Annotated in this window: 14 protein-coding genes and 3 pseudogenes; 4 read left to right on the forward strand and 13 right to left on the reverse strand. The window is 70.5% G+C overall.

Annotated elements, in window-relative coordinates; all coding sequences use genetic code 11:
* Positions 1 to 79: 79 nt before the first annotated feature.
* Entirely contained in the window at positions 80 to 742 is a 663-nt protein-coding gene (locus AB1460_RS33640; RefSeq protein ID WP_368966311.1) for a recombinase family protein, read from the reverse strand.
* Here AB1460_RS33640 and AB1460_RS33645 point away from each other — a divergent pair.
* Positions 630 to 1,016 (forward strand): annotated as a pseudogene (locus AB1460_RS33645) (transposase); the annotation flags it as partial. The gene AB1460_RS33640 and the pseudogene AB1460_RS33645 overlap by 113 nt on opposite strands.
* Before the next feature lie 100 nt (positions 1,017 to 1,116).
* Here AB1460_RS33645 and AB1460_RS33650 read toward each other — a convergent pair.
* The 4 genes and pseudogenes from AB1460_RS33650 to AB1460_RS33660 form a co-directional block, all read right to left on the reverse strand.
* A complete protein-coding gene (locus AB1460_RS33650; protein WP_368966313.1) occupies positions 1,117 to 1,296 on the reverse strand; it encodes a hypothetical protein in 180 nt (59 codons plus the stop codon).
* Between the two features lie 66 nt (positions 1,297 to 1,362).
* Entirely contained in the window at positions 1,363 to 1,569 is a 207-nt protein-coding gene (locus AB1460_RS33655; protein ID WP_420497438.1) for a DUF1990 family protein, read from the reverse strand.
* Positions 1,553 to 1,639, reverse strand: a complete 87-nt coding sequence (locus tag AB1460_RS38465; protein ID WP_420497439.1) for a DUF1990 family protein — start codon at positions 1,637 to 1,639, stop codon at positions 1,553 to 1,555. The genes AB1460_RS33655 and AB1460_RS38465 overlap by 17 nt, the downstream gene beginning before the upstream one ends.
* A 25-nt stretch (positions 1,640 to 1,664) precedes the next feature.
* Positions 1,665 to 1,745: pseudogene (locus tag AB1460_RS33660) on the reverse strand (DUF1990 domain-containing protein); the annotation flags it as partial.
* A 798-nt stretch (positions 1,746 to 2,543) separates the two neighbouring features.
* On the opposite strand from AB1460_RS33660, the gene AB1460_RS33665 reads away from it, so the two are divergent.
* Positions 2,544 to 3,125 (forward strand): toll/interleukin-1 receptor domain-containing protein, encoded by a 582-nt coding sequence (locus AB1460_RS33665; protein WP_368966315.1) that lies wholly within the window; start codon positions 2,544 to 2,546, stop codon positions 3,123 to 3,125.
* A gap of 76 nt (positions 3,126 to 3,201) precedes the next feature.
* Here AB1460_RS33665 and AB1460_RS33670 read toward each other — a convergent pair whose 3' ends face one another.
* The 6 genes and pseudogenes from AB1460_RS33670 to AB1460_RS33695 all read right to left on the reverse strand — a co-directional run bounded on the left by AB1460_RS33670 (position 3,202) and on the right by AB1460_RS33695 (position 5,595).
* A complete protein-coding gene (locus tag AB1460_RS33670; RefSeq protein ID WP_368966317.1) occupies positions 3,202 to 3,768 on the reverse strand; it encodes an AAA family ATPase in 567 nt (188 codons plus the stop codon).
* Between the two features lie 23 nt (positions 3,769 to 3,791).
* Positions 3,792 to 4,013, reverse strand: a complete 222-nt coding sequence (locus AB1460_RS33675; RefSeq protein WP_368966319.1) for a hypothetical protein — start codon at positions 4,011 to 4,013, stop codon at positions 3,792 to 3,794.
* Positions 4,014 to 4,034: 21 nt separating this feature from the next.
* On the reverse strand, positions 4,035 to 4,253 hold the full coding sequence (locus AB1460_RS33680) for a hypothetical protein (protein ID WP_368966329.1): 219 nt from the start codon (positions 4,251 to 4,253) through the stop codon (positions 4,035 to 4,037).
* Positions 4,250 to 4,411, reverse strand: a complete 162-nt coding sequence (locus tag AB1460_RS33685; protein ID WP_368966330.1) for a tetratricopeptide repeat protein — start codon at positions 4,409 to 4,411, stop codon at positions 4,250 to 4,252. Before AB1460_RS33685 ends, AB1460_RS33680 begins: the two co-directional genes overlap by 4 nt.
* Positions 4,412 to 4,467: 56 nt before the next feature.
* Positions 4,468 to 4,560 (reverse strand): annotated as a pseudogene (locus AB1460_RS33690) (hypothetical protein); the annotation flags it as partial.
* 42 nt (positions 4,561 to 4,602) lie between these two features.
* A complete protein-coding gene (locus tag AB1460_RS33695) occupies positions 4,603 to 5,595 on the reverse strand; it encodes an aldo/keto reductase (RefSeq protein ID WP_368966332.1) in 993 nt (330 codons plus the stop codon).
* A 118-nt stretch (positions 5,596 to 5,713) separates the two neighbouring features.
* On the opposite strand from AB1460_RS33695, the gene AB1460_RS33700 reads away from it, so the two are divergent.
* Positions 5,714 to 6,562 carry a helix-turn-helix domain-containing protein gene (locus AB1460_RS33700; RefSeq protein WP_368966321.1) on the forward strand — a complete coding sequence of 283 codons (849 nt, stop codon included), beginning with the start codon at positions 5,714 to 5,716 and terminating at the stop codon, positions 6,560 to 6,562.
* Between the two features lie 85 nt (positions 6,563 to 6,647).
* Positions 6,648 to 7,367: a class I SAM-dependent methyltransferase gene (locus AB1460_RS33705; protein WP_368966323.1), complete on the forward strand. Its 720-nt coding sequence runs from the start codon at positions 6,648 to 6,650 to the stop codon at positions 7,365 to 7,367.
* A 66-nt stretch (positions 7,368 to 7,433) separates the two neighbouring features.
* Here the strand turns inward: AB1460_RS33705 and AB1460_RS33710 are convergent, their stop codons facing one another.
* Both AB1460_RS33710 and AB1460_RS33715 read right to left on the reverse strand, forming a co-directional pair.
* A complete protein-coding gene (locus AB1460_RS33710) occupies positions 7,434 to 8,810 on the reverse strand; it encodes an MFS transporter (RefSeq protein ID WP_368966325.1) in 1,377 nt (458 codons plus the stop codon).
* Entirely contained in the window at positions 8,794 to 10,098 is a 1,305-nt protein-coding gene (locus AB1460_RS33715; RefSeq protein WP_368966326.1) for a biotin carboxylase, read from the reverse strand. The genes AB1460_RS33710 and AB1460_RS33715 overlap by 17 nt, the downstream gene beginning before the upstream one ends.
* Positions 10,099 to 10,192: the final 94 nt, after the last annotated feature.

Genomic DNA, 10,192 nt, shown 5'->3' on the forward strand with positions numbered 1-10,192 from the left:
GGTGGCTACCGTCGTCTGACTCTGCGTTACGAACGCAACGGCCGCAACTTCCTCGGGTTCCTCTGCCTCGCCGCCGCGATCACCTGCTGGAAGAAACTCCCGCACCCGACATGAGACACGCTCTTAGCAGGTCGTTGACCGCGTTGGGAGTGAAGGTCGCGCTGCGTTTGGGTGGGCGAAGGCCCTCGGCGTTGAGGCGTTCGGCGATCTGCCTGGTCGTGTGCCCCGTCTCGACCAGCTCGCGGGCGCGGGCGGCGAGTTGGGGGTAGTAGCTGAGCTGGGCCAGGCAGGCGACCGGGCGGACGATCTGTGAGTGGGTGTGGTGCCCGCCCGCCCAGACGATCTCCGCCTGAACCTGTTCGGTGGTGTCGATCACGGCGACGCGGACCTGCTCGATCAGCTGCCGGATCAGCTGTTTGCGGTCGGCGTCGGTGGTGCTGGGTGCGTGCCAGATGGCGGGGACGTCAGCGGCGAGCGCGCGGATCTGGTCGCGTTCGACGGCGGTCAGGGTGCGCGGGCGGGTCGTGGCGAACCGGTCGTATTCCTCGCCGAGGCGTTCTCGTTCGGCGAGCGCGGCTTCCCAGTCGGCCTCCAGCTGGCGCACGACCAGACGGTTCTCCGGCTCGGCCGACGCGACCGCGGTCGGTGTGCAGTTCGACCGGGTTGTCGAAGCTCTCACCGAGAAGCTTCCCAAAGCCGCCGACCATCTCTCCCACGCGAAGGCCGACCTGCTCGCGTTCACTGCCTACCCGCGGCAGATCTGGAAGCAGATCTGGTCGTCGAACCCGCAGGAGCGCCTGAACAAGGAAATCCGCCGCCGCACCGACGTCGTCGGTATCTTCCCCGACCGGGACGCCATCATACGTCTCGTCGGTGCCGTCCTGGCTGAACAACACGACGAGTGGATCGAAACTCACCGCTACTTCGGCCTGGAAATCCTCGCGAAAGTCGACGCAATGAACAGTCCATCAGACACACCTGAGATCAGCGTGGCACCCGAAGCTCTCACCGCGTAACCTTCAACCAGGATCACGCGGCAGCACTCTCCGTACACCACCACCGTGGACGTGACCCAGCGTCGTGGGCAGACAGCTGACGGACCCGCAACCCCGGCTCCTACGCCACACCGCCCGCCTGGCCGCCGCCGTGTGGGACGACGACCTGCGCCAGCGAATCATTCAGCCTCCATGCCCCGAACCCGCCAGGACACATCAGGTTCAGCTCTTCCTGCACCTCGTCGAACAGCGGCTGCGGACCGAAGGCAGAACCCTCGACGGGCGCCACGGCCGCGGCCACCGACCGCGCTGACCTTGCGAAGTCGGGTGGTCGGACGCGCGGGCCCGGGCGATCGGCCCGTTCGACTCAGACTTCCCGATGACCCACCGCATCCCGCACCACTCGGGCGTACCGCGTGGTCAACATGGTCTGTGCCCGTCGGCCTACGGGTCCGGCGAGTCCCGGCAGGAATCCGTTCGGCCGACTGAAGGCTGTGATGCCCAGCCAGACCGCATCGTCGGCGTCACGCTCGACGACGAAGGCCTCCTCACCGACTTCAGGATGATCGGGCAAGGCCCCCGTAGGCGAAACCCCGCCGTTCGGGCTCGTCGAGCACCCACACGACCCGGCAGGCGGCCAGCACACCGACCCCTCCCCAACCCGCACATCACCACGGTCGCCCCGACCTCCGCCCCGGGGGACGACACCGCCAGCCTGAGGCCGGCGCGCCGATGCGTCCCCCAGCTCATGACCACCGCAGCCGCCGCCAGGAACACCGGCTGCCCCGCCCCACAAAACACGACGACGCAGATTCCGATAACTGTCGGGCAGATCAGCCACACTCGCCCCACTTTCGGGGTAAATCAGCTCCGCCGCCTGGTAGCGAACCAATTCCCGTGCCAACCACCCGGCGACAACCAGACGCATCCTCACAGCATCCCTGACCCGACGACCTCAATCCCCTGGTCGGGCACATTGATTTACCAGCTATTCGGCAAGCGCATTTTCGACATTAGCCGGTATGCACACGGCTCATACCGAGCGTGGCGAGTGGAAGAGCTCAGCCGCATGCGAGGTCCGGATCGATCCTGCCGGCTCGGCGGAGCTTCGCGTGGGCGGGTTCGATGGACACGGTCGGGCCGTTGACCTGCAGGTTCAGGTTCGCATCAGTGCTGGTTGGGTACACAAAACATCCACCCTGACCTGCAGCTTCGCACCTCAAGATCCGCCGGACGTACGCCGGGAAGTGCTGTGGCGCGAGGAAAGGATCACCTTCCGCCGGCGCACCCCGCCAAAACCCCATAGACCCCGCGACCTGAAGCATCAGCCCAGAACCGGCGTCGGTGCGGCGCACAGCGCGCAGACACCTGAAAACTTTCTTACTTTCACCGGCGGTAGAAGATCGTGTGGAGAGGCCATCAGAGCAGCATCCGGGATGCACACCACTCGGAGCCTCGTAGCCCCGCACCGGCCACCCTCTCCGGGCCCCGGCCCAGCGCCGTACGAGCACAGTCTGACCCGACCTGTCACGGTGGCACACTGTCCGGGTGAGCAACGGGGGCAACTCGCACAGCAGCGCCACCAGCAGCGGTGACATGTGGGACTTCTTCGTCTCCTACGCCCAGCCCGACCGGGCATGGGCCGAATGGATCGCCTGGACCCTGGAAGAAGCCAGCTACCGGGTCCTGATCCAGGCCTGGGACCTCGTCCCCGGCTCGAACTGGGTCACCGGCATGAACGAAGGCGTCACCCGCGCGGCACGCACGATCGCCGTGCTCTCCCACGCCTGCACCCACTCCGTCTACGGCGCCGCCGAATGGCAGGCCGCCTGGTCCGCCGACCCGACCGGCGCCACCCGCACACTCCTCGTCACCCGTGTCGAGGACTGCCCCCGACCCGGCCTGCTCGGCCAGGTCGTCTCCCTCGACCTGTACGGCATCCCCCAGACCACAGCACGAACAGACCTGTTGCGCACCGCCGAACTCGCTGTCTCCGGCGGACGGGCGAAACCCGCCACCGCCCCGCCCTTCCCCACCAGCGCGCACGCACCCGCCTCACCGCCGTTTCCGGCACCCGCAACGACCGAACAGGCACCCACCAGCACCACCCCCAAGGCCAATGTCGGCTGAAGGCAGCGCCCCACCCATCGCGGCAGGGGAGGTGGGCACGACTGGCGTCGATCGTCTGCGGATACGGCTTTGAGGATCATGTCCGGCCGGCGGCTCTCAGTGGGCCTCTGCACCAGCGTTCGACGGCGGCGTGGCTGTCCAGACGGACGATCGGGAGTCCGGGCCGCCGCTCACGCAGGGCTGCCACCCGCAGGGTGCTCTTGTGGTGGGTTGACCAGGCCCAGCGCACGACGTGCTCCCGGTCGGTGAGGATCGTGCGCAGTGGAGGCTCGACGTTGCCGTTCCACAGCACCTCGCCGCGCAGCCGCCGGAGCAGTGTCCGACGCACCACCTGCCGCATGACCGTCCGGCGCGGCAGGGCCAGCCAGACCAGCAGCTCGGCGCGCTCCGCGAGCAGGCCTCGCACGAGGCTGTACTGCCACTCGGTCACCCACCGGGGTCCGGCGCTGAACGTGTCGACGTCCGCCAGGAAGGTCTCCCGCGGCGTCCAGGCCGGGCCGTGGTGCAGCGCGTCGAGCTCGATGTGCGGGATGTCGAGGACCGCTGCCATCCGACGGGCCAGCGTCGTCTTGCCGGAGCCCGACGTCCCGGCGACGAGCACACGTCGAGGACGGCCGGGCAGCGGGTCATCGGCGGACAGCATTCTCACCGGTCCACGGTAACGATCTACCTCCAACCGTCTCGCCAGCCGATGCCGACGGTGGGTCTGGACAGCCCCGCGTGCGGAATGGGCGTGGGTGCCGAGGAGGCGGTGCGGTCGGAGACCGAGGCGGTGCGCCGGGTGTCCAGCATGCCGACGATCTTGCCAGCCACGGCCGCTGCCTCGTCGATCCCGGGCTGTTCCCGGGCGGTGAGGCTGGCCGCGAGCGCGAGCAGCGCGTGGGCCATCGATCCGGTGGTGCCGGGCGATCACTTCGTCACCTTCTGGCGACATTCGAGTTCCGGCTCTGCCGGTGTCTGCCTGTCGCGCGAGGGTGGTGTGAGCAGCTGGGCCGTCTCCACCGTTGCGGGGTGCTTGGCGCCGAGGACTCGTGCCCTGCGGGTGTAGGTGACCTGGAGGACCATCACCGCGGCCCGGCGGTCACCGAGCTCGCGCAGGATCCAGCCGAGCGCCTGAGCGATCGTCAGTGTGTCGGCATGGTCGTCGCCGAGGGTCCGCCGCTGGCGGTCGACGGGTCGAGCGTGGCGGGGTGATCTTCGCCGAGGACTCGCCGTCGCCGCGTGAGGGTATCCCCCGGCAGAGCCCGGGCGCCCGCGTGATCACCGAGGTCGATGTGGGCCCCCAGCCGAGAGAATGGGCTGTGGCCAGGGTGTCCGCATGGTCAGGTCCGAAGGCCTGCTGCCGGCGCGTCAGCGTGTCCCGCAGGAGAACCTGCGCGGCCGGGTGATCGCCGAGCTCGCAGAGGATGTGTCCGAGCAGGTCGGCTGCGCTCAGGGTGTCAGCATGCGTTGACCGGCCCCGGCCCGGCGCCGGTGGCTACCGCCCGTCCACCTTCGTCGCGGTGTCGCCGAAGACGAACGAGCTGGGCTCGCACTCCGCGATGAAGTCGCGGGGGAAGCCGAGCTGGAACTCGACCGCGGACTCCAGCCGCCGGATCGCGTCCGCCGGCAGGGTGAGGTCGAGCGCGCCCAGGTTCTCGGCGAGCTGCGCGGTGTTGTTGATACCCATGATCGGATGCACCGCCGCGGACCTGCTGCGGGTCCAGGCGAGCGCCACCTGGGCGGGGGTGGCGCCCAGTTCCTCGGCGACCGCGCGGACGGCCGCGGCCGCGGCCCGGTCGCGCGCGGTGAGCGCCCGCAGGTCGACCCGCGCCGAGCCCCGGGGGCCGTCGGGTGCGTCGACGACACCGGAGAGCACGCCGGCGGCGAGCGGCGACCAGGCGGCCACGGTCAGCCCGAGCGACTCCGCCATGGGCAGCAGCTCACGCTCGATGTCGCGGGTCAGCAGGTTGTAGGGCACCTGCACACCGGCGAACGGTGACCAGTCGCGCCACTGCGCCAGGGTGTTCGCCCTGGCGACGATCCAGGCCGGAGCATCGGAGATGCCGACGTAGAGGACCTTCCCCGCGCGGACGACGTCGTCCAGCGCGCGCATGGTCTCCTCGATCGGGGTGTGCCGGTCCCAGAGGTGCACCCAGTAGATGTCGATGTAGTCGGTGCGCAGCCGGCGCAGGCTCTGTTCCAGCGAGAGCACCAGGTTCTTGCGGTGGTTGCCCGAGGCGTTGGGGTCGCCCGCGTCCCGCGACAGTGTGTACTTCGTCGCGATGAGGAAGCGGTCACGCTGGTCGATGACCGAGCCGAGCATGCTCTCGCTCTCGCCGTACGCCGAGGCGGTGTCGAAGACGTTGCCGCCCGCGTCGGCGTAGGCCTCGACGACACGGCGGCACTCGGTCGCGTCGGGCACGGTCATCGTGCCCAGGAAAAGCTCTGACACCCGCAGGCCGGTCTGGCCGAAGAGCCGGTACCGCATCGTCGTGCCGTCTGTCGGTGTGCGCACGGTGCTGCTGCCCATGTGCCTCAGCCTGCAGCGGTGCGCCCGGCGTAGGGAGACCGTGGCAGGGCCCCTCTGGGCTGCCTAGGCTCGGGGCATGGTCGACAACGTGTTGGGCGGGTTCCTCCGGGCCCGACGGGAGTCGATCGCGCCCACCGACGTCGGGCTGCCGGCCGGCGCGCGCCGGCGCACCCCCGGCCTGCGCCGCGCCGAGCTGGCCATCCTCGCGGGCATCAGCGTCGAGTACCTGACGCGGCTGGAACGGGGCCGCGACCGCCATCCGTCCGGGCCGGTACTCGGCGCGCTCGCCGACGCGCTCCGGCTATCCCCGGACGAACGCGTGCACCTCCACCGCCTGGTGAAGGTGGTCGGCGGCGAGGTCTGCGCGATGTCCGCCGCCCCGGCCCGGCCGCCGCTGCGCCCCACCCTGCGGGCACTGCTCGAGCGGCTCGAGCCCGCCCCCGCGCTGGTCGTCACCGCGCACGACGACGTGCTCGCCCACACCACCGGGTTCACCCGCCTCGCCGCTCCGGTCGGCCTCGTCGACGACGTCCCCGCCAACCTCGCGCGCTACGTGTTCACCGACCCGCGGGCGCGGGCGACCTTCCCGGACTGGGCGCGGGTGGCGGACGAGCGGGCCGCGGCGCTGCGGGCGGCGGCCGACCTCGGCGACGGTGCGGCGGCGGCGCTCGCCGACGAGCTGTGCATCACCGCGGGCGGCGAGTTCGGCCGCCGCTTCGCGACCGCCGCCGCCCTGCCCGCCTGGACCGGCGTCGAGCGGTGGGCCCACCCGACCGCCGGCGACCTTCGGCTGGCCTTCGAGACCCTGCTCCTGCCCGGCACCGACGACCACCGCCTCGTCGCCTACCTGCCCGCCGACCCAGCCACCGCCGCTGCCCTGACCACCATCCTCACCACGGTCACGCCCGCCACGGCGACGTTCTGACCCCGCTGCCCGTCCTGGATGCGACCCGTCCTTCGACGATCCGGCACTGCTCGCGCATCGCGACCGCGTAGGCGAGACTTTCCGCATGACATCAACTACCGGCAGTCACGGGTCTGGAGCCGGGGACCTTTCCGCCGACGTGCTCGCCGGTCAGGCCGCCTACAACCGGTGGGTACTGGCCGCCTACGACATCGGCGTACTCGGAATCTCCAATCGCTTCCTGTGGCGGTGCCCGACCGAGCGGCTGCGCCGGCTGTACGACGGCCACGCCAGCGCCCGGCACCTCGACATCGGAGTCGGCACCGGGTACTACCTCGACAAGGCACGGTGGCCCACCCCGAACCCAGCGGTGACGCTGGTGGACCTCAACCAGAATGCCCTGCGTACGGCCTCGACCAGGATCAGACGTTTCGCCCCGCGAACCGCGGTCCACAACGCACTCGAACCGGTAGGTGAGCTACCGGGTGCACCGTTCGACTCGGTCGGTGTGAACTACCTGCTGCACTGCATGCCCGGTGACCTTGAAACCAAGACAGGCCAGCTGCTGACGTCGATCCGGCCGGCCATGTCGCCCCAGGCGGTGCTGTTCGGCTCGACCATCCTGGCGACCGCGGCAAAGCTGTCCAGGCCGGCACGGACACTGCTCGCCTTCTACAACCGGAAAGGCGTCTTTCACAACGTCGACGACCACGCGGAAGCGCTGGACCGAGCACTCGGCGCGGCTTTCGCCACCCACCGGGTGGAACTCATCGGCGGCGTGGCGACGTTCGTCGCGTCCGCCCCCAATCCCCTCGAACCGTCCTGATCGACCAGACGCCGCACCTGGCCGCGTCGCGGCACCTGACCTGGTGGCAGGGTTTCGGGAACCATGTCAGCGGCGCCGGGGTGCAGCAACTCGTCGCACTGGAGCCGCCTGGGCGTCCAGGACACAGCGGCCTACCTCGCCCACCGCCACCGGCACGGCGGGGTCGGCGGGGTCGGCCGGGCGGGCTGTCATGGCCTGTGTGCGCAACGGGCGCAGCAGTAGCGCATAGGCGGGCCAGGCCAGCACCGCGACGGCGAGGAACAGCAGCTGCACGGGCAGCCTTCCACCGGCCAACGCGACCAGCCCGCCGGCCAGGGGCAGGGTGCTCTGGTTCAGCAGCACGATCAGGCTGATGACGCGGCCCCGTTCGGCCGCGGCGATCCAGTGCAGTCGTTCGACGCGGATGAAGACGTTGAACAGTCCGGTCATGCCAATGCACAGGCCATAGCCGAGCACATACAGCGGGAACAGCGGCGCGACCCCGATGATGGCCGCACCGGCGGCGCTGACCAGGAACGACAGCACGCCGACCCGGTAGATGGAGACGCGGCGCAGCAACCACGTCATCGACAGCAGGGTGACGATCGAGAACACCCCGACCGTGATCTGCAATGTCGCGAAGACCGTGTCGCGCTGGTGGAAGTGCCCGATGGTCAGGGGTGCGCCGGTGGCCAGGGCGAGACCCACCATCAGGTTGGCGACCATCGTCAGCCCGACCAGGGACAGCAGGATCGGCGTCCCGGCAAGGCTGCGGATGCCGACCCGAAGGTCGCCGACCACACTGCGCCGCACGTCGGCCGAGACCTCCGCGGTATCCCCGGTAACCCCGGGCCGGGCGCCGAGGCCACGGATCGCGGAAACACCGCACGCGCCCACCGCGAACGCGACTCCGCTCACCCACAGCAGCTGTGTCGGGGAGACCCAGAACAGCATCAGACCGCCCAGGGCCGGTCCGAAGATTCCCGATCCGCTGTTGATGATCTGCAGCACGCCCTGTGCCTTGGCCAGGTCCTCCTTCGGCACCAGCTGTGGGATGGTCGATTCGAGCGCGATGAACGTCTGGGCGTAGCAGAACGCGCACAGCGCCATGAGCGCCGCGGTCAACCCGAAGGTGTGGCCCGGCCACCTGGCCAGCGCCAGCACGGTGAGCAGGCACGCCGCCGCCCGGACGCTGTCGCTGGTGGCGTAGACCCGGCGTCCACCGAACCGGTCGGACAGCACTCCGGCCAACGGGAGGGAACTCAGCCGCGGCAGCCATTCGATCAGGAACGCGAGGCCCGCCAGCGAGACGCTGCCCGTCACGGTGTAGATGATCAGAGGCACGGCGAACTGGAGCACCTGGTCACCCAGTGTTGACAGGACGCGGGCGCCGAGGAACACCCGCAGCCGCCAGCTGCCCAGGCCCCGGCCCCGGCCCCGGCCCCGGTCAGCGGACGCGGACATCGACGTCGATCCGTTCCTCGATGGCCACGCTGAGCTGGTCGAGGCGGTCCAGCAGCGTCACGGCGTCGTCGGCGACCAGGATGATCTGCCCGACGAAGCCGGCGTTGTCCGCGACCTCGGCACGCACCTGCTGCCCGGGCGATGTGCAGAGCTCCGCGTCATGCAGCGGGATGCCGAGCTCGTCCGCCACGGCCGCGACGTCAGGGGTCGAGACGACGACGCCGTCCCGCGGCGCCCGCAGCATCCGGATGCCGCTCACCGCCCGGGCCTCCGGCCGGCTGGGCCGCATCGCGGCGCCGGTCGACCAGCGCAGCCATTCCCGCCAGGGGTCGAAGCCGGGGAAGGCGAGCCTGGCCAGATCCCAGATGCGCATGCCGCCGGGGCGCATGTTGGTCTCGACCGCCGCGACCCCCTGTTCCAGCAGGAACAGCTCGGTGTGGAACGCCCCGTTGGCCGGGGACACCAGCGCCCGGACGTGGGCGCCGGCCTGGTCGAGCAGGGCGGTCTGCACCTCGTCCAGCGGCGCCGGCACGATCTGCTGGAACTCGGCGCGGAACCGGCCCGGGGTGGTGCGCTTCTCCGTCAGCCAGCGTGCGCCGCCGACGAAGTCCCAGCTGTACTCGCGGGCGCCGGTGACCAGCGTCTCCACCATCACGCCGCGGTCGTGGTAGGGCTCCAGGGCTGTCCACAGCGCCGGGCAGGCGGCGAGGTCGGGCACGAGCTGGCAGCCGCGGCTGTTGCCCTCGCTGGTCGGTTTGACGAATGCCGTGCCGCCGAAGCGCGCGACGGCGGCCTCGAACTCGGCGAACGAGTGGACGACCAGGCTGCGCAGCGGCGTGTAGCCGGTCGGATGGTCGGCGGACGCGGCCTCGACCGCGCGAAACCGGTGTTTGTCGAGGCCGATCGCCGCCCGGGCCGGCTCGGCGCCGGGCAGCCCGAACCGCGCCGCCAGGTGGGCCCCCAGCACGACGCCGCGGTCGGAGAACGGCAGCACGCCGATCGGCCGCAGGTCGTGGCGGCCCAGTTCCGCGGCGACCTGCCCGGCCACGGCAGCCGCCTCCGGTGCGTCGTCCAGGGCGAGCTGGCCGAGCTGGCCCAGCGGGGCGGCGATCACGACGTCGGCGGCGGCGGCGTCCTGCGGCCTCGGCTGGTCGGTGACCAGGACGAGCCGCGCCCGGTACTCCTGGCGGCACAGGTCGCGCAGCTTCGCGACGTCGTAGATGCGGGTGTTGTTGTAGCCGGTGAGGACGAAGCACGCGGCGCTGATGGCGCTACCTTCCCTTCGCACGGTGGATCCCGGCAGGGAGCGCTTGCGGTGCTTGTCCCGTGAGGACTGATGTGAGACGGCGCTCCTGCCTGGACCCGGCGAAGGCCTGACGCCC

It is taken from the genome of Parafrankia sp. FMc2, assembly GCF_041008525.1.
Lineage (GTDB): Bacteria > Actinomycetota > Actinomycetes > Frankiales > Frankiaceae > Parafrankia.

Bases quoted from the DNA above. Each gene is read 5' to 3' on its own strand.
- AB1460_RS33700 (WP_368966321.1), top strand. From the start codon at position 5,714: ATGGTCGACAACGTGTTGGGCGGGTTCCTCCGGGCCCGACGGGAGTCG.
- AB1460_RS33670 (WP_368966317.1), bottom strand. From the start codon at position 3,768: ATGCTGTCCGCCGATGACCCGCTGCCCGGCCGTCCTCGACGTGTGCTC.
- AB1460_RS33695 (WP_368966332.1), bottom strand. From the start codon at position 5,595: ATGCGGTACCGGCTCTTCGGCCAGACCGGCCTGCGGGTGTCAGAGCTT.
- AB1460_RS33705 (WP_368966323.1), top strand. From the start codon at position 6,648: ATGACATCAACTACCGGCAGTCACGGGTCTGGAGCCGGGGACCTTTCC.
- AB1460_RS33675 (WP_368966319.1), bottom strand. From the start codon at position 4,013: ATGGCCCACGCGCTGCTCGCGCTCGCGGCCAGCCTCACCGCCCGGGAA.
- AB1460_RS33710 (WP_368966325.1), bottom strand. From the start codon at position 8,810: ATGTCCGCGTCCGCTGACCGGGGCCGGGGCCGGGGCCGGGGCCTGGGC.